21 protein-coding genes are annotated in these 17,657 nt (G+C 59.0%); 9 read left to right on the forward strand and 12 right to left on the reverse strand.

Translation table 11 applies throughout. The features are described from left to right. Nucleotides 1-139: 139 nt before the first annotated feature. From ACDC66_RS14565 to ychF, 4 genes are all read left to right on the forward strand, one after another. The gene (locus ACDC66_RS14565) at nucleotides 140-382 is read left to right on the forward strand and encodes a four helix bundle protein (RefSeq protein ID WP_376697508.1); all 243 of its coding nucleotides are present in this window, start codon (nucleotides 140-142) and stop codon (nucleotides 380-382) included. Nucleotides 383-679: 297 nt separating this feature from the next. After that, entirely contained in the window at nucleotides 680-1,447 is a 768-nt protein-coding gene (locus ACDC66_RS14575; protein ID WP_376697468.1) for a 50S ribosomal protein L25/general stress protein Ctc, read from the forward strand. 271 nt (nucleotides 1,448-1,718) lie between these two features. Further along, on the forward strand, nucleotides 1,719-2,297 hold the full coding sequence (gene pth / locus ACDC66_RS14580) for an aminoacyl-tRNA hydrolase (protein WP_376697469.1): 579 nt from the start codon (nucleotides 1,719-1,721) through the stop codon (nucleotides 2,295-2,297). Between the two features lie 115 nt (nucleotides 2,298-2,412). Further along, nucleotides 2,413-3,504, forward strand: a complete 1,092-nt coding sequence (gene ychF, locus ACDC66_RS14585) for a redox-regulated ATPase YchF (protein ID WP_376697470.1) — start codon at nucleotides 2,413-2,415, stop codon at nucleotides 3,502-3,504. Nucleotides 3,505-3,810: 306 nt separating this feature from the next. Here ychF and ACDC66_RS14590 read toward each other — a convergent pair whose 3' ends face one another. Together ACDC66_RS14590 and ACDC66_RS14595 are read right to left on the reverse strand one after the other, a co-directional pair. Further along, a complete protein-coding gene (locus ACDC66_RS14590) occupies nucleotides 3,811-4,248 on the reverse strand; it encodes a putative toxin-antitoxin system toxin component, PIN family (RefSeq protein ID WP_376697471.1) in 438 nt (145 codons plus the stop codon). A gap of 6 nt (nucleotides 4,249-4,254) precedes the next feature. Then, nucleotides 4,255-4,503, reverse strand: coding sequence for a ribbon-helix-helix domain-containing protein (locus ACDC66_RS14595; protein ID WP_376697472.1), 249 nt, complete (start codon nucleotides 4,501-4,503; stop codon nucleotides 4,255-4,257). A gap of 280 nt (nucleotides 4,504-4,783) precedes the next feature. Here ACDC66_RS14595 and ACDC66_RS14600 point away from each other — a divergent pair, with 280 nt between their 5' ends. Continuing rightward, nucleotides 4,784-5,017: a type II toxin-antitoxin system Phd/YefM family antitoxin gene (locus tag ACDC66_RS14600; protein WP_376697473.1), complete on the forward strand. Its 234-nt coding sequence runs from the start codon at nucleotides 4,784-4,786 to the stop codon at nucleotides 5,015-5,017. Next, entirely contained in the window at nucleotides 5,014-5,412 is a 399-nt protein-coding gene (locus ACDC66_RS14605) for a type II toxin-antitoxin system VapC family toxin (protein WP_376697474.1), read from the forward strand. The genes ACDC66_RS14600 and ACDC66_RS14605 overlap by 4 nt, the downstream gene beginning before the upstream one ends. Before the next feature lie 54 nt (nucleotides 5,413-5,466). Here ACDC66_RS14605 and ACDC66_RS14610 read toward each other — a convergent pair whose 3' ends face one another. The 9 genes from ACDC66_RS14610 to ACDC66_RS14650 form a co-directional block, all read right to left on the reverse strand. Further along, nucleotides 5,467-5,781 carry a hypothetical protein gene (locus ACDC66_RS14610; RefSeq protein WP_376697475.1) on the reverse strand — a complete coding sequence of 105 codons (315 nt, stop codon included), beginning with the start codon at nucleotides 5,779-5,781 and terminating at the stop codon, nucleotides 5,467-5,469. Then, nucleotides 5,781-6,020, reverse strand: coding sequence for an addiction module protein (locus ACDC66_RS14615; protein ID WP_376697476.1), 240 nt, complete (start codon nucleotides 6,018-6,020; stop codon nucleotides 5,781-5,783). The genes ACDC66_RS14610 and ACDC66_RS14615 overlap by 1 nt, the downstream gene beginning before the upstream one ends. A 150-nt stretch (nucleotides 6,021-6,170) precedes the next feature. Beyond that, on the reverse strand, nucleotides 6,171-7,016 hold the full coding sequence (locus ACDC66_RS14620; protein ID WP_376697477.1) for a prepilin peptidase: 846 nt from the start codon (nucleotides 7,014-7,016) through the stop codon (nucleotides 6,171-6,173). A gap of 108 nt (nucleotides 7,017-7,124) precedes the next feature. Beyond that, the gene (locus ACDC66_RS14625) at nucleotides 7,125-8,345 is read right to left on the reverse strand and encodes a type II secretion system F family protein (RefSeq protein ID WP_376697478.1); all 1,221 of its coding nucleotides are present in this window, start codon (nucleotides 8,343-8,345) and stop codon (nucleotides 7,125-7,127) included. Between the two features lie 128 nt (nucleotides 8,346-8,473). Further along, complete coding sequence (locus ACDC66_RS14630; RefSeq protein WP_376697479.1) at nucleotides 8,474-9,013, reverse strand: ankyrin repeat domain-containing protein; 540 nt, start codon at nucleotides 9,011-9,013, stop codon at nucleotides 8,474-8,476. A 117-nt stretch (nucleotides 9,014-9,130) separates the two neighbouring features. Then, nucleotides 9,131-10,828 carry a type IV-A pilus assembly ATPase PilB gene (gene pilB / locus ACDC66_RS14635; RefSeq protein ID WP_376697480.1) on the reverse strand — a complete coding sequence of 566 codons (1,698 nt, stop codon included), beginning with the start codon at nucleotides 10,826-10,828 and terminating at the stop codon, nucleotides 9,131-9,133. 96 nt (nucleotides 10,829-10,924) lie between these two features. Continuing rightward, nucleotides 10,925-12,799 carry a hypothetical protein gene (locus ACDC66_RS14640; RefSeq protein ID WP_376697481.1) on the reverse strand — a complete coding sequence of 625 codons (1,875 nt, stop codon included), beginning with the start codon at nucleotides 12,797-12,799 and terminating at the stop codon, nucleotides 10,925-10,927. Nucleotides 12,800-12,940: 141 nt separating this feature from the next. After that, entirely contained in the window at nucleotides 12,941-13,375 is a 435-nt protein-coding gene (locus tag ACDC66_RS14645) for a pilin (RefSeq protein ID WP_376697482.1), read from the reverse strand. Between the two features lie 816 nt (nucleotides 13,376-14,191). Beyond that, nucleotides 14,192-14,338, reverse strand: coding sequence for a transposase (locus ACDC66_RS14650; protein ID WP_376697483.1), 147 nt, complete (start codon nucleotides 14,336-14,338; stop codon nucleotides 14,192-14,194). A gap of 1,015 nt (nucleotides 14,339-15,353) precedes the next feature. Between ACDC66_RS14650 and ACDC66_RS14655 the strand changes: the two genes are divergently transcribed. From ACDC66_RS14655 to ACDC66_RS14665, 3 genes are all read left to right on the forward strand, one after another. Next, entirely contained in the window at nucleotides 15,354-15,506 is a 153-nt protein-coding gene (locus tag ACDC66_RS14655) for a transposase (RefSeq protein ID WP_376697509.1), read from the forward strand. 339 nt (nucleotides 15,507-15,845) lie between these two features. Then, nucleotides 15,846-16,301 carry a polysaccharide deacetylase family protein gene (locus ACDC66_RS14660; RefSeq protein ID WP_376697484.1) on the forward strand — a complete coding sequence of 152 codons (456 nt, stop codon included), beginning with the start codon at nucleotides 15,846-15,848 and terminating at the stop codon, nucleotides 16,299-16,301. Between the two features lie 51 nt (nucleotides 16,302-16,352). Continuing rightward, a complete protein-coding gene (locus ACDC66_RS14665; RefSeq protein WP_376697485.1) occupies nucleotides 16,353-16,703 on the forward strand; it encodes a hypothetical protein in 351 nt (116 codons plus the stop codon). On the opposite strand, the gene ACDC66_RS14670 is transcribed toward ACDC66_RS14665, so the two are convergent. Further along, nucleotides 16,694-17,653, reverse strand: a complete 960-nt coding sequence (locus ACDC66_RS14670; protein WP_376697486.1) for a sulfotransferase — start codon at nucleotides 17,651-17,653, stop codon at nucleotides 16,694-16,696. The genes ACDC66_RS14665 and ACDC66_RS14670 overlap by 10 nt on opposite strands. Between the last annotated feature and the right edge of the window lie 4 nt (nucleotides 17,654-17,657).

The raw sequence follows: 17,657 nt of genomic DNA on the forward strand, positions 1-17,657 counted from the left end.
AGCTCCTTGAGCCTTTTTTCATCCACTACTGCGTCCATTGATAAACTCCTGATTTACAGTACATCAATGGGCAGTTACACAAATCTCAGGACAGTCCCGGAATACCGACCTGAGCCGGGATTTCGGTCTCCGGGATCAGCTGCAGCGATCGGCGGTTTCGGTGATGGCCAATATCGCCGAGGGGTTTGAGCGAAAGAATCCCAATGAATTCAGGCATTTCCTCCGTGTTGCGCGCGGATCGTGTGCGGAGGTGCAATCCCACTTGTACGCCGCACTGGATACGGGTCAGATCGAAACCGATCAGTTCGAATTCCTGCAAAAACAGGCAATTGGAACCGCGCGCCGGATCAGTGCATTTCAGCGCTACCTCAATACCAAGTAGCAACAAACCCAGACGCGCCGAACCAGCCAACAAGCGAACCAGCGAACCAGCAAACCAGCCAACCAGCCAACCAGCCAACCAGCCAACCAGCCAACCAGCCAACCAGCCAACCAGCCAACCAGCCAACCAGCCAACCAGCCAACCAGCGAACCAGCGAACCAGCCAACAAACCATCGCCGTCAGGCGCCACCCCCTCGGACTTTTCCACAAACGTGAAACCGGCTACAATGGCGGGCTTGCTCCGGCGGCCTGGTCGCGGGCTACCGGTTCTTCAACCCTGATAAAGAGACAACTGTCATGTCGAAGAAATACAAGATTCCGGCAGAAATGCGTACGGACGTGGGGAAAGGTGCGAGCCGCCGCCTGCGCCGTGCGGGTCGGATCCCCGCCGTGGTTTACGGCGGTGACCGAGATCCTGCCAGCATTACCATCGACCACGACTTCCTGCTGCACGAAGCCGAGGAAGAGGCGTTTCACTCCTCAGTCCTCGAGCTGAGCGTCGGCAAGAAGAAGCAGGCCGTCGTCCTGCGTGATCTGCAGCGCCATCCGTTCAAGCCGCTGCTGACGCACGCCGATTTCCTGCGCGTGTCCGAGGATCAGGAAATCCGCATGCACATCCCGCTGCACTTCACCAACGAGGAGAAGTCGCCGGCCGGTAAGGAAGGCGGCGTGGTCATTTCCCACCAGGTGGTCGAAGTGGAAGTCGAGGCCCTGCCGCAGAACCTGCCCGAGTACATCGAGATCGACCTGTCGAAGCTCGAGCCGGGCGAGAGCGTGATGCTCAGCGACATCAAGCTGCCCGAAGGCGTGATCCTGCCGGTGCTCGAGTACGAAGGCGAAGAGCACGACTACTCCCTGGTTTCCGCGCTCTACATCCGTGCCGGCCAGGGTACGGGTGAAATGGCCGCCGAGGCCGATGCCGCGCTGGGTGAAGCCGGCGAAGTCGAGACCATCGGCGACGAAGAAGAAGCCGAAGCCGCCGAGGGCGAAGAAGCCGAAGGCGAGGAAGGCGAAGAAGGCAGCGACGAGAAGTCCGAGGACGACGACGAGTCCAAGAAGGACTGAGTTTGTGGTCCTTCAGCCCGATAATTGCGAATTCAGCGTTCTTGTGGCGTTTCGCTGCAAGGCGCCGTGCGCAGGTAATGGCCGTCGCCCTTGGCAAGCGCGGCAACGCCGCAGCGGGACGCCACAGGAGCGCCCGAAGGGTTGGTCTGTCAGCGTCCATGGCGGCGTTCCGGCTCTTGGAAAGGGCTACGGCCATTCCCTGCGAGCCGCGCCTTGCCATGAACGCTGACAGACCAACTGAATCCGTAATTATCGGGTTGAAGGACCACTAGTGAGCGATCGCTGGCTGATCGTCGGCCTGGGCAACCCGGGCGCCAAGTACGAAAGAACCCGGCACAATGCCGGGTTCTGGTTTCTGGACGCCCTGGAGCGCAAGCAGCCGCTGGGCCTCAAGCCCAACAAGAAACTGCACGGCGAGGCGGCAAAGACGCCGTTTGCCGGGGCCGACTGCGTATTCCTGCGCCCGGATACCTTCATGAACGAGTCGGGCCAGGCCGTGCGCGCGGCGGCCGATTACTTCGGAGTTGAACCCGAGCGCGTGGTCGTGGCCTACGATGACCTCGACCTGCCGCCCGGCACCGTCAAGCTCAAGCAGGGCGGCGGCCACGGTGGTCATAACGGCCTGAGAAGCACCTTCAGCCACCTGGGCAGCCAGAATTTCTGGCGCGTGCGCATCGGCATCGGCCATCCCGGCATCAAGGAGGCCGTCACGCCCTGGGTGCTGGGCCGCGCCCCCGCCGAGGACGAAAAGGCCATCCAGAGCGCCGCAGAGCGCGCTGCAGACGCCTTGCCGGACCTGCTCGAGGGCAACCCAGGCGAGGCCATGAAAAGGCTGCACACAAGGATATGAGTTGGCTGGTTTGCTGGTTAGCTGGTTCGGCATTAGCCAGCAATGCAAGCCAACGAGCCAACAAGCCAACAAGCCAACAAGCCAACAAGCCAACCGAGCAAAGCGAGTTTAAGTCATGGGCTTCAAATGCGGCATCGTCGGCCTCCCCAACGTGGGCAAATCGACCCTGTTCAACTGCCTGACCAAGGCCGGCATCCAGGCCGAGAACTATCCGTTCTGCACGATCGAGCCGAATGTCGGCATGGTGCCCGTGCCCGACCCGCGACTGGACGCGCTTTCGGCCATCGTCAAGCCCGAGAAAGTCATCCCGACGATGATGCAGTTCGTCGACATCGCCGGCCTGGTGGCCGGGGCGTCGAAGGGCGAGGGCCTGGGCAACAAGTTCCTGGCCCATATCCGCGAGACCGACGCCATCGCCCACATCGTGCGCTGCTTCGAGGATGACGACGTCACGCACGTTTCCGGCCGTGTCGATCCGGTCTCCGATATCCAGACCATCGACACCGAACTGTGCCTGGCCGATCTGGACGTGGCCGAAAAGGCGCTGGACAAGATCAGCCGCCAGACCAAGTCGGGCGACAAGGAGGCCATCCGCCAGGCAACGTTGCTCGAGCGCGTCGTCGCTCACCTGGGGGAGGGCAGTCCGCTGCGCACTTTCGAAATGGATGAGGACGAGCGAAAGACGCTGCGCACCTGGCAGTTCATCACCCGCAAACCGGTGCTTTACGTGGCCAATGTCGACGACAGCTCGAGCGAGGACAACGACCACGTCCGGGCGGTGCGCGAACATGCCGCGGCCGAAGACGCCGAGGTGGTCGTGCTGTGTGCCGCCATGGAAGCCGAGCTGGCCGAGCTCGACGAGGACGAACAGGCCGAGTTCCTGGCCGACCTGGGCCAGGACGAGCCGGGCCTGCACCGCCTGATTCGCACCGGTTACGCGCTATTGGACCTGCTCACCTTCTTTACGGCGGGCCCGAAGGAAGTGCGCGCCTGGACGGTCAGGAAGGGCTCGACCGCCCCGCAGGCCGCCGGGCGCATCCACACCGACTTCGAAAAAGGCTTCATTCGCGCTGAAGTCACCGCCTACGACGACTACATCGCCTGCAACGGCGAAGCCGGCGCCAAGGCCGCCGGCAAGCTCCGCCTTGAAGGCAAGGAATACATCGTCCACGAAGGCGACGTGATGCACTTCCGCTTCAACGTCTGACTATCTGTCGTTACGGCACCCCGAACCCTTGTCGTCCCCGTACGCCAAACCCCTGTCGTCCCGGAATTTGCGCCAGCAAATATCCGGGACCCCGCACGGTTCGGGGAGCACGGCCTTGCTCAGTGCCGGCACCGAGCGTGCGAGATCCCGGCTCTACGCTGCGCTCCGGCCGGGATGACAGGGAAACGCGGGCCAGATGCTCTGCGCCTGTCGTCCCGGAATTTGCGCCAGCAAGTATCCGGGACCCCGCACGCTACGGCGGGCACGGCCTCTCTGAAGGCAGCGCCCAACGTGCGAGATCCCGGCTCAAGGCCGGGATGACAGAAGGGCTTCCTCCACGAATTGCACCGGCTCCACGACCCGGGCCCAATCGGGCCCACATTCCAGCAAGAGCTGATCGCCGGTCACAAGCAAACCTTCGGGCAGCTCAATGAGCATCTGAAACAGAAACGCGTCATCGGGATCGGCAAGGTCGACTTGGCATTGACCGGGTTCGACCATGATGGCCGGAAGCGCCAGCTCTGTAAGGAAGTCGTTGATTGCCGCATCGGACAGGCCGTGTAGTCGGGCGACCTTGGGGTAGCGCAGCACGCGGTGATACTCCGCCAGAAGCTCCATCGAAAGCGCGAACCTGAATCGAGCAGTCAGCATGCCATCCACGATTCTGGCAGTCGGTGAATCCGGTCGACGAGTCAGAAGCCCCGCCACCAGTACGTTGGAATCGATGACGGCGACGCCGGTCATCGCTCATCAGCGCTGGGCGCTGTCGCCTCTGACTGCCCGGGTGGCCTCCACGCCCAGCGCGACTGCCTCCGCCTCTTCCAGGCCGGCATTCTCGCGCGCCTGGCGAATTAGCGCAGCGGCTTCCTGTCGAGTCTTGACGCCGTAGAACTCGAGGCTTTCCTCTACGAGCTCGCCCATTGTCTTGCCGCGCTCAGCCGCCGCCTGCTTGAGGGCTCGCTGCCGCTCTTCGGAGAGATTGATGGTGAGTCTGACCATGGATGCGATTGTACGACTATATGACAAAGCATACAAGCACGAGGCAATCAAGGCTTTATAGTCGCCCCGGCGCCCCGCGATAGCCTGTCGTCCCGGAATTTGCGCCAGCAAATATCCGGGACCCCGCGCTCTACAGCGGGCAGGGCCTCGCTGAGCAGCATCGTCAATTGTGCGAGATCCCGGCTCAAGGCCGGGATGACAGACTGCTCGCCAAGCTCTTGTTCCATTGGCAGCCTTGAATAGAATGACTATAATGAAATGGTCATTTCAGGAGGCGCCGATGAAAACCGAGATTTCCAAAACCCGCTTTAAGGCGCAAGCACTGAAGATATTTCGCCGACTCGAAAAGACCGGTGAGCCGCTGATCGTTACGGATCGTGGGCGTCCGGCACTGATCGTCCGTAAGTACACCCGTTCCCAGCCAGATCCTCTCGAGCGACTTCGCGGCTCGGTCCAACGATATGAGCAGCCATTCGAATCAGTCGGCGAAGATCATTGGGAAGCGCTGAATTGATCGTTCTCGATACGCATGCCCTCATCTGGTGGGTCAACGGCGACAGCCAGCTCTCGAGCCGGGCTGCCGCCACCATCGACGAGGCACTATCCGAGGAGCGGCCGGTCATGATTTCTACCATCACGGCATGGGAAATCGCCCTGCTGTTGGATAAGGAACGGTTGGTCCTGACCATGGACCTGGATGAATGGCTCGATACCGTTGACAGCATCTCGGGCGTCGAATGGGTGCCGGTGACCCGTCAGGTCGCAGTTGACTCTGTGAACTTGCCAGGAGAATTCCATCAGGATCCCGCTGATCGACTCATCGTGGCGCTGGCCCGACACGAAAATGCACAACTGATCAGTGCGGATGGCCGAATCCATGCCTACCCGCATGTCAGATGCCTCTGGTGAACCGGAAAGATGCGTTGCGCTTGCACTCTACGCATCCTACTGGGATTTCTGAGTTCAGCGCTTGACCCGGTTGCGCCAATACCCCGGCTTTCTGGAGTGGTGCGCAAATGCAACTACAATAATTTCTAGAGCGCTTTCAAGGACAACAATGTCAAACGGAAAGCGCCGAAGAATTAGTCGTTTCGCACCTTGCGAACCGGCACGGCCCGGCATGGGGGAGAGTGGAACAATCCCCTCCTCAATTAAGTAAAGCCCAGCATCAACAGCGTCGATGAAATCGGTTCCCAGGCCGCGTCGTTCAGTTTCGTACCAGGCAGCAGCTGCCTCTACTTCTTCGCTGGCCTGCCTGAGAACACGCACTCTTGGCACTAAGCGCTCTCGATTTTGGCTTGTAGCCGTCGTCGGAACTCAGCCCGGTCAATCAATTCAGCCTGCCCCTGCTCGATTTCATTGATGCGAAGCGTGATCTCTCGATCCCAAGCGTCTTCGACATCGTTGTCTCGGGGCGCATCCAGGCTTTGAAGTAGCTCATGAGCCAACTCTGCCCTATCGGCTTCGGAAAGCGCCAGAACCTCGGAACGTAATCGATGAAGTGGTTCTGTGGCCATGGGGCCTCCGGATCTTGATGGTGAGCCTATGTTATCGCCCATTTCCAGTCGCCACAATCGGCTCTCCCCACAGTGCCGCAGGATGCGTGAAGGCGAAGCCGTAACGCATCAAAACCAGCCAACCAGCCAACAAGCTAACCAGCAAACCCGTCAGGAATACAACCAAAACTCCACAATTGGCTCGCCCCACAGCAGGGCGATCCAGCCCGCGGCTGCCAGGTAGGGCCCGAAGGCGATTGGCACTTCCTTGCCCCGGCGCGTGGCGATCATGATGGCGATGCCGGAGATCGCGCCCACCAGTGATGCCAGCAGGATGACCACCGGCAGCACCTGCCAGCCCATCCAGGCGCCCACGGCCGCCAGCAGCTTGAAATCGCCGTAGCCCATGCCTTCCTTGCCGGTCAGCAGCCGGAACAGGTGAAACACCGCCCACAACGACAGGTAACCGGCCATGGCGCCGATCAGGGCATCTTCCAGGCTGGCGAACAGTCCCAGCCACAGGTTAAGCCCCAGGCCCAGCCACATCAGGGGCAGGGTGATCTGGTCGGGCAGCAATTGGTGGTCGAAATCGATACCGGTGGCGACGATCAGCATCCAGGTGAATACCAGCGCGGCCAGCCCCTCCGGCGTGGCGCCGAAATGCACGATCACCGCCGCCGAGAGAATAGCCGTGACCAGTTCGCCCAACGGATAGCGCCAGGAAATCGCCTCCCCGCAGTGCCGGCACTTGCGTCCCAGCACCAACCAGCTCACGACCGGAATATTGTCGTACCAGGCAATGCCCTTTTCGCACTTCGGGCAGCGCGAGCGCTGGACGACCAGCCCGGGCGGGGCCGCTTCGGCTTGGTCGATCTCCAGCAGCTCGCGGCACTGGCAGCGCCAGTCGTGAAACAGCCGCGCCGGCAGGCGCAGAATCACCACGTTCAAAAAGCTGCCCACGACCAGCCCGAAAACGAAAACGGCGGTCGCAAGGACCGCCGACGGCAATGCATTCAAGCTTTCAAGAAATTCCACCCAAATCACCCTCTATCATTGGCCACCGGAGCAAACGCCCCGGCGCCCGAACCCTTCACACTTAACACTTCACACTTAACACTATCTTCCTTACATCACCGCAGCCATCTGGAAGATCGGCAGGTACATGGCAACGACCAGCCCACCAACGATCACGCCGACGAACACGATAATGATCGGCTCGAGCAGACTAGAGAGCGCATCGACGGTATTGTTGACCTCTTCCTCGTAGAAGTTGGCCACCTTGTCGAGCATGGCATCCAGCGAACCGGCTTCCTCGCCGATGGCCGTCATCTGGATCATCATGGGCGGAAACAGGCCCGTTTGTTGCATGGCCAACTGCAGTGAGTGGCCTGTGGCGACATCTTCCCGAATTTGCATGGTGGCGTCTTCGAAGACCACGTTACCCGTCGAACCGGCCACGGTCTTGAGCGCCTCGACCAGCGGCACGCCCGCGGCAAAGGTCGTCGAAAGCGTGCTGGCAAAGCGGGCCAGCGCCGATTTTTCCAGCACCATGCCGATAACAGGAATCTTGAGCGACATGCGGTCCATGAAATGCGCGAATTTCTGGTTTCGCTTTCGTAGCTGGATAATGCCGACAATGGCGCCAATGAAAGCGACCAGGAGTAGCCAGCCCCGGGCTTGCATAAACTCCGACATACTGATAACCATACGTGTAAACGCCGGAAGGTCAGCTCCAAAGCTCTGAAAAATCTGCTCGAATTGCGGGATAACCATCACCAACAGCAGTGCAGTCACGCTGATTGCGACCCCGATGACGGCAGCTGGATAGAACAGGGCCTTCTTGATCTTGCCCTTGATGGTCTCCATACGTTCCTTGTAATTGGCGATGGAGTCCAGCACCTGGTCGAGCACACCAGCCGACTCCCCGGCCTCGACCAGGTTGACGTAGAGATCATCGAAATACAGGTGGTGCTTGCCCAGCGCTTCGGCCAGGGTGCTGCCCGATTCCACGTCATTCTTGATATCGTTGATCAACTTCTTCATGCGCGGGTTTTCGGACGCCTGACCGATGATGCCGAAGGCCTGGACCAGCGGAATGCCCGAGTAAAGCATCGTCGCCAGTTGGCGGGTAAAAATCGCGATATCCTTCGGTTTGATGCGCTTGCCGGCACTGCCGAACATCGGTTTGGGCTTGCGCTTGACCCGGCCGGGAACGATCCCCTGCTGTCGCAGCTCGGCCTTGACGATCATCTCGTTGCGGCCGAGCCGCTCGCCCTTGAGTTTCTTACCGCGCTTGTCTTTCCCTTCCCAGAGGAAAGTCTGCATCTGTTCCTGGGTTGTTGCCATCTGGCCGAGCTCCTGGATATTGACCTGCACGGCAGCAATTAAGATCAGCGTGCAAAATTGATTGTGCTTCGGTGATTTTGCGCAGTTTATGCATTAAATTCAAGCAGCCGAAAATTGATGTGATCAATCTAGCTGCCTTTGAATATACGAGCAACCTCTCTGAAGTCCGATGCCTTGGCCATCTGATAGGGCGTGCTGCCGGCCAGGTGAACGTTACCTCGCACATCCGGCTCGCTTTCGTTAAACGTCCGCAAGCTGGTTCTCGCGCCGCCGGCAATCAGCACGATTACCATGTCCGGATTATTGGCGCGTACGGCCGTGTGAAGTGGTGTTTCGCCGACCGCGTCATCTCGCACATTAGGGTTGGCGCCAGAAGTCAGAAGAACGCGAGCTATCGAAGTTTGACCATGCCAGGCGGCTACGTGTAGCGGTGATCTACCTTGCCGATCCTGAACATTTGGGTCAGCGCCGGCCTCGATTGCTTCATACGCCTTGGCGATATCGTCGGTTCTCGCCGACGCGAAGAGTTTGCGCTCGTCCAGGCTGATACTGAAGAATATGGACAAGCCCCAAGCGAGAAAACCGACGACGATCAGCGCCGGAATCAGCGAAATGATGGCCTTTTTGCGTTTCCGTTTTTTCTCTTCTTCGTACTCGTAGCCCCACACGGCACCGATCCCTCGATTTCGGTTAGCCCCTTGGAAACGTCACTTTGGCTTGGCTGCCGCCCCTCGGCTGGGCCACTATAACCGCAGACTATACCAGAGCCGAAACCCCAGGCGCACTCAGTCTTTGGTTACCCGGTTCATTTCCGCCAGGCTGATCTTGCCGTCCTTGACCTTGTTAAGCGCCGCCCGTCGCAGGTCGATGACCCCGTCCTTCGCGGACTGCTTCTCCAGCTCTAGCGAGCCGCCGCCTTCCAGGATGATCTGTTCCATCTCTTCCGAGATGGGCATAACCTGGAATACCCCCGACCGGCCCTTGTAGCCGCCAGTGCACTGGTCGCAGCCGCCGGCCTGGAATACCTTGATGCCTTCGCCCACCTCTTCCTCGGTAAATCCGAGCTTGAGCAGGGCGTCGTCGGGCACCTCCTCGGGCTTCTTGCACGAGTGCAGCGTGCGCGCCAGGCGCTGGGCCAGCACCAAGTGCACGGTCGAGACGATGTTGTAGCTCGGCACCCCCATGTTCATCAGGCGGGCCACGGAAGCCGGCGCGTCGTTGGTATGCAGGGTCGAGAGCACCAGGTGACCGGTCTGGGCGGCCTTGATCGCTATTTCGGCCGTTTCCAGGTCACGGATTTCCCCGACCATGATGATGTCGGGATCCTGCCGCAGGAACGAGCGCAATGCCGCCGCGAAGGTCAGGCCCTGCTTGACGTTCTGCTGGACCTGGTTGACGCCTTTCATGCGGATTTCCACCGGGTCCTCGACCGTGGAGATGTTGCGGCCGTCGTCGTTGAGGATGCCCAGGGCGGTGTAGAGGGTGACCGTCTTGCCCGAGCCGGTCGGGCCGGTAACCAGAACCATGCCATAGGGCTTGGAGATGGCCGCAAGGTAATTTTCCTGCTGCTCTTTCTCGAAACCCAGCTTTTCCGGGCCCAGGAAGGCTCCAGATGAGTCCAGGATACGCAGCACGATCTTCTCGCCCCACAGCGTGGGGCAGGTTGACACACGAAAATCGTAGGCCGAGCCCTTGGAGACGTTGAGTTTGATGCGCCCGTCCTGCGGCACGCGGCGTTCGGCGATGTCCAAGCTGGCCATCACCTTCAGGCGCGCCGATAGCCGGGGCGCCATGCGCTTGGGTGGGCGGACCTGGGTGACCAGCACGCCGTCGACGCGGAAACGAACCCGGTATTCATCCTCGTAGGGTTCGAAATGGATGTCCGAGGCGCCCTTACGGATGGCGTCCACAAGCACCTTGTTGACAAAGCGCACCACCGGCGCCTCGTCGGCACCCGCGGCTTCGCTGCTGTCTTCCTCCTGTTGCTCCCCGGAGTCGAACTTGAGGTTGTCGAGGTCGTCCTCGTCCTCGGTCAACTCGGTAAAGGCCTGCGCGGATCCGGCTAGCGCACGGTCCATGGCCGGTTCGATGGCGCTGTAGGGCGCCAGGATGGCTTCCACGGCCAGACCGGTCGAAAAGGCGATCTCGTCGATGCCCGCCTTGTTGCCCGGGTCGGCGACGGCGACGAAAAGCCGCTTGCCGCGCTTCATGATGGGCAAAATCAGGTGCTTGCGCACCAGGTCTTCACTGACCGCGTCCATCGGAGCGTGCTTGAGGTTGACCGCCGCCAGGTCGACCAGAGGCATGCCAAAGTCCTCGGCCGCCAGATGAGCGAAGCCCATGGCGTCCACGGCCTTTTCCCGGACGATGTGGCTGGTGAACGTGCGCCCCTTCTCCGTAGCCTTCTCGGCGACCTGCAGGGCCTTGTCTTCGGTCAACAGGCCGGCTTCGACCAGTTTGCGGCCGAGGGTGGGCAGTCGCATTAGTGAGGCGGGTTGGGCGGGCATAGGCCGGCGTCTGCGTGAGTCTGGGTCAAATCCTAGCTGTCAAGCTCTGATTTTGCAAAGGTTTCCCGCATTCTAATGGGAAGCCGTCGCATCCTTGATCAGATCAATCTGCGCACGCGCTCTCTCTACCCGCGTCTCGACCGGATGGAGCCAGTCCTTAAAAGCCGGATAGGGGGCCTCCCGAGCCAGCTGCAGCGCTTCTTTGGCTCGATCAAACTCACCGACCCGGGCAGCGAACAACGCCTCGTTGATCGCAACCTGCGGATCCGGCCTGGCCTCGAAGGATTCTCTGAATGCATCCAGCGCCAGACGGGGGTTATCGATGTCCAGAAACATCAACGCCAGTTGATAGTAGAGGTAGCCCACAGCATCGGTTCGCTTGGCAATTTCAGGGTTGTGAACGAGGTGAAGAACGAGTTGCTCGTATCTCTGTGGGGTAATCGCCTCGCCGCAATACTCTGAACCAATGTGTTCCCGCATGGCCGCGATGACATCCGGTATCACCCGACCCCAGTTTGTCTCGTCTGAAAACTGAATGAGTTGGTCGATGTCCTCGGCGCTGGCCTCTCCGTAGAGGCAGTCTAGCAATACCCGCTGATATCTCATCGCACCGGACTGCCGCAGGTCCCGGGCTCCCTCCGACAGGATTCTTCTCGCGGTCAGGTAGTCACCGATTTCCACGTACGCGGCGGCAAGGTTTTGCGTAGCCCGCATCGAATCAGGGTGCGATAGCTTCCACACTTCGGCCAGTTCTAATCTGTCTCCCCATGTTCTTGCGGTTTGGTGTGTAAGGAAGGCTGACAGCGATAACCAGCCGGCCAGGCCGATCAGCAGCCATCTTCGATTCTGTTTTCCGCAGTGAAATATTCCGGCAACGATCGCCAGGAAGGGTCCGAACATGGCGAGGTAGTTGCGGTGCTCGAAATACAGCTCGAGGGGGATGATCGTGGATTCAATCAGGTGTCCGGCCAGGAACCACAGCACGGCGAAGGCAAAGTAGGGGCGAGTTTTCCTCAGGAATATCGCCGCGGCCAGGAGGATCAGTAGTGCTGGGATAGCCACGGCCGTCGTCCAAGGATCGATCAGGCTCCGGGAAATCGGGAAATCATCGTGAAAGATGCTCGTATTCATATTGGGAAGGAGTATGTTGAATACATAGTCCCAAAGAACTCGCGCCTCCGTGAAAAGCCGCTCCATCAAGGTGAAGTCCCGGGTGGCATAGGCCTCGGACGGATCCCGGACATTCCAGAGCATCGCGAGCACCATAGCAACGGCCATCCCGGCCGTAGCCGTCCAGATTGCGAGCTGGTGGTTCCTGTGAAGTCGCGCGATGGTCGATCGGGCAAGTGTCAGGTTGATTGCAGTTGCGTAGGCAAAGATCAGCAACCCGTTTTCCTTTGTGAGAAAACCAAGCCCGCCGAAGACGAAAAGCGCCGTCACGGCGCCAAAAAACGGCAGCATTGACCGGCTGCTCTGTCGCGTCAGACACGTCAGATAGAGTAGAAGCCCGCCAACCATGAAACCGTTGGCAAGTATCGTCATTCGCTGCACAACCAGCATCGATGCCGACAGTTGGTAAGGGTGGAGCAGCCAGGCGGCCATGACCAGGAGGGCAACCGTCTCAGTGAGCTGCCGGCTGGCGCTCGGATCGTGCATTCGAAAGAGCAAGCGAGACAGTGAAAATACGCCGATACCGACTAGTAGGTGGAATAGCAGGTTGTTTCGCTTGAAAGCTTCAGGGTCAGATGGCCAGGCATGGTCCTCGATCAGAAAGCTCAGCGCTGCTAGTGGCCGACCCGGATTGCCCTGCCAGACAGCCAGATAGCGGCCCAGTGATTCGCGCGTAAACTGATCGCCTAGTTCGCCCAGGTTCTTCAGGTTGGTGAAATCATCGAAAATGAAAGGGCCTGAGAGGGCTGGCCACGCCAACCACAGGTAGGCGGGCAAAAGCAATATGAGTAGGGCGGCAATTGAATTTACACGGGTTAGCGTGTGGAGGCGCGAACTTGTCATTAAGAGATTTAGGTCGTAGAAAAAAACAGGGGCCCGAAAAGGCCCCTGTAAATCAATATGTTGATTTCTTGATTCTTACCGACAAGCGGACGGGAGATATTTGTCGTCAACACCGTCGCCAGCGCACGTCCACGAAACTGAGCCACCTTCATCGTTCGGGGTGAAGGTAATGGATTGGGTGTCAATTGCTGGATTAGCATCATTGCCATAAGTGACGGTGATGACGCCACTTGCGCCAACGCCGACTGACGCAGTGTAATTACCCTGGATACTCCCGGACGCAGGGAGACCGGCCGATGCATTTGATCCCGGGAAATTGCCAGTTTCGTCAAAAACCTGGGCCACGGACATCTTGGCTGAGGAGACAAGGTTGGCGCCTTCGGACACCTGACTACGAATGGTGTAATCCTGGTAGGCCGGAATAGCGATTGCCGCCAGAATGGCGATAATGGCAATCACGATCATCAGTTCGATAAGCGTGAAACCTGACTGTTTGCGCATGGTGTTCATCTTTTGCTCCTTTAGAGGTATTGCTCTGTCGTACAACGTTAAATCTGGCTGGGGAACCAGTTCGAAGGGAATCTTTCCCTCTCAGGGATGATTGTTGCACAACTCGTGCCAACTGTGGCAACAGCTTGAGTGGCCGGCCGAATATTCGCTGCGGAATGAATTCATTCTGCAGTTAATGAGGGGAATTGGCCACATTTCCGGGGGTGGGGTGACAAAAAATGTCACTTTTTGACGAGATAGGTCAAAACGCTGTCCTCGTGGCGGCGGATTTTGTGAAATGCCTCACATGATGTGGTGGGAGAAACATCTTCGGGATTCTCCCGCCCATAGAGGCTTCCGGCCTCAGGATGAGGCATGTTCGAAGGCATCGATGCAGCTCTTGGCGATAGGACTGTTCTAACGAGGGTAATCGTAGAGCATCTCAAAGTCGTCGAAACTAGAGGAGCGAGCCCAGCTATCGATGGCTACTCTCAATCGGCGAACCCCCGCGGCATGGTGTACACGACTACCCTGGGCGGATGTGAGTCCCGGATCCTGGCTGGTCTGGTCCCGTGGTGGCTTGTAGACCTATGCGTAGAAGCCGCTTCGCGAGACCCTGAGCACCCAACACATGGTCGCCACCCTGTATTGGTCGCGGTGCTCGAAGATTAATTGGTAAAATACTCGGGCTGCATTGCAAAGTAGCGCGCAATCCTTGTAACGATGTCGCAATCTTCTTCCGTGCGCCGCAGCTGGTCACGGAACTTGAGAACCTCGCTGCGGGCTTCGATCAGTTCCGAGGCCGCTGCTCGGTGTTGTCAGCTTGACCGGCTTGACTCACTGATACAGGCTGTAGGAAGACATGCCAAGCCGCCCCGATACCTCGGCAACCGAGTGCCCGCGATGGACCACCTGGCGAACCGCTCCGCCCTTGAAATTTGGGGAATTACTTTGACTGATTACATCACTTCCAGCTTTGTTCAATTATAGTACAGAAGTTCTGCGAGACCGAAGGAAGTGTGGTTCAACGGTGAGCAGGATCGCAAAGGTTTACGATGCAAACTACAAGGCCTGACACTTGTCCCATCAAAAATGCAGCTATAGTCCTTGTGACCACGTCTTTTCCAACTTCGGGTGATGGAAGCGAGGCCGCCGGCTCTTTTGTCGTTGACCTGGCCGAGGAAATTGCACGGAATGCTCCTTGCCACGTCGTGGCGCCGGGCGCTGCTCCCTCATTGGAAGAGTTTGGGGCAAATCTTAAGGTTTTTCGATTCAAGGTCCCTGGGCAGCCACGGTCGACCCTAAAGCCGTGGTTTCCGCGAGATTTAGTTCAAATTATCAAGGTCATGCGCGTTGGGAGACCCGCAACCTCGGCGGCCGTCACCGCAGGACCAACCCGAATGATTCTGGCGCTTTGGGCATTTCCCGGCGGCCATTGGGCTCGTCATTGGCAATGACTGAAAAGTTACCTATGTGGTTTGGGCGCTAGGAAGCGACATCTGGTCGTAGGGGCGCATTCCCCTCGTGCGAGGCGCGATCAGGCGCGTGCTTCGGGACTCGAAAACCGTTTGTTCTGACGGAATCCGCCTTGCCGAAGACGCTAGCGCGCTCTCCGGTCGAAATGTCGAGTTCCTGCCGAGCACTCGCTCCATCGATCGCTCCAGGGCCCAACCGTCCCGCGAGAGCGCGCTATATCGAATGGCATTTCTTGGCCGCTGGCATCCGAACAAGGGCATTGACCTGCTTCTGGAGGCTTTGGAGGGTCTCAATGCGTCGGATTGGGAAGGTGTCGAGTCTTTTCATATCCACGGCGGTGGCCCGCTGGAATCTTAGGTTCACCGCCGCGCCGCCGAGAATCATGCCGTGGCCCTAGATACGGCCCAGATAATGATTGACAAGCTCAAGGATTATGAAACTGGTCAAGGCCGCTGAACTGGTCGAGACCAGTATCGGAGAGACGCTGGCCTACTAAAGCTTTCCGTGAACGCATTGGCGCTAGATCCGGACCAACAATCCGCTTGAACAGATCATGCGAGATGTCCGGCGACGAACAAAGGCGGTTGGCGCTTTCCCTGACGGTGAGTCAGGCCTGATGCTGTGTGCCGCCAAGCTCAGACATGTCGCGGGCACCGTGTGGGGAATGCGTCGCTAGCTCACCGTGAAAGCACACAAACAACACGAAGCGGAGAAGCAATCGGTTGCCTCAGAATCAGACTGGAACCGCCGCCTCCGAGAAAGTGCGCAAGAATCGTTGCACTACCCATGCAAATCCAGCACCTCGGCAATTGTCCTGGTGGCGACATGCGTGCAGCCCTCAGGGAAAGTCCATCGAAAAGTTCTGTAACTCGCGGTCTCGATTGCTCCTTGGCTTGCCCGGCTTCCCACGGATTATGTTCTACTGATAGATCACACCTAGCGTTACAGTATTATCCTGTGCGGCGAGGGAGGACAGTAGCCCGGCGCCTTGTTGGCGTCTAGGAAACATACCCCGATGAAAATTTGCTTCCGATTCGACATAGATACGGCGAAATGCCTACAGCAAGGCGTTCCAGCCCTGCGCCGGTTATCCACGAGCCTTGGCGTACCGTTCACGTTCTATTTCAATCCCGGGCGCGCGGTGTCCTGGTCGAGCCTGATGAGGCGCCGCCACCGGCCGGCGCCTTTCGCACCCAAATTGAAGCCCCTGAGAAAACTGGGTGTTCGCGAATGGCTGAGAACCGCCCTGCTCAATCCGGAGCTTAGGAGGCTGGCCGGAGTCTCGGAGCTGCTCGCGGCTGCTGAGTCAGGGCATGAAATCGGCTTGCATGGTGGCAGGAATCACGCCCAGTGGCAGCTAAATGCGCAATTGTGGTCGCGCGAGCGCCTCGAGTCAGAGATCAATTGGGGGATGGATGCCTTCCGGCGGTTGCATCTGCCCCCCCCGGTGAGCTTTTCCTCTCCGGGCTGAAACGGACCGGTGGCCCTGCCGGAGGTGCTTGCGGGGATAGGGATCAATGCCTTGGCAGATCGCCGGTCGCCGGACGGGCACGCGGTTGCACGATCGGAGAAAGGCCCCGTCGCCCTGATTTCAACTCAGTTTGCAGGAGAGCCGGGCGGGGTCGGATTCGTCGAGAATGCGGTCGCCGATGGAAAGTCGGTTGCGGAGACGGTTCGCAATTTCCTGGCGCAACTTCGTGGGATCGATGCGCCGTCCTGCGTTCTCTACGACCATCCCTGTTTCGCCGGTGGAGAGGGGCAGGGCTACCTGCGAGCACTCGTTGAGGCCTGTCAGTCCGAAGGCGTCGAGTTGACGACCATTCGCGATATCTCGCGCGAGGTCCTTGCCCGGGCCGAGCCGGATCAGGTGTAACCGAGCTCCCGATCCACGGCATTGAGCTGGTCCCGCAATGAAGAGTCGATCCTTGCCATCCGTGTCTCAATCTCATCGGCCATTCGACGGTGCTCTGAGTCAGGACGCGCGTTGACGCGTGGTAGCCCGGCTGAACCTAGCTGGAGGCGGCTTGAATCAGGGCCATCGATGAATCTGGCGATCTTTTCGAATTCCTCGCCCGGCTTCAAGGCGAGTCTTTCCAGGCTGACTCTCAGTACGGGGGGCGCGCCTGTCTTTCTAAAATGCCCGAGCGTCGCCCGCTGAATAGCCATCCACTGAAAGCAAACGACTTCGGCGAGAGGGTGCGAGCGCAATTCCTCCCAGCCACGTGGCAGTGCGAAGTTCCACTGATCGAACGGATAGTCGGGGATCTGCAGCCCGCCGGGAAGTTCGTACGTGAAAAATCGCTGCGGGTTGAGCCACCCGGAAATCATGGACGGAACGGCCGAGGCGGAGCGCCTGGTAATGTGAATGAATCGGGCATCCGGAAAAACCTGCTGGACCAGATCGAGGAATAATGGTGCATGCACGGATTTGTCCACGATTCGAAGTGGTTCGGCAGAGTGACTCGAAGCGGACCTTATTCGGTTGGTGACTGAAGCAAAGGCCTTGTAGCCGGCCTTGAGGACGGGACGGAACAGGCGCGATTTCTGGAGTCTCTGGACTCCGATTGCATTGCTCCTTCTCCAGACGCTTGCCGGGACGGCATATTCGTCGAAGCGGAAATGAAAACTGGCCTTCTCTTCTCGGGTTATCTGGCGGCCGTTCCATCCCTCGAACGACCAATCATTGTTCTCCGGATGAGTGTAGGGTTGCCAGATGAAATCTGATTCCTTGGCGACCGAACGGAAACCATCGCATTCGCGAACAATTTTCTGGAGAAGCGAAGTGCCAGAGCGCGGCGCGCCGATTATGATGACCGGATCCATCCTC

The organism is Wenzhouxiangella psychrophila (assembly GCF_042310375.1).
GTDB lineage: Bacteria > Pseudomonadota > Gammaproteobacteria > Xanthomonadales > Wenzhouxiangellaceae > Wenzhouxiangella.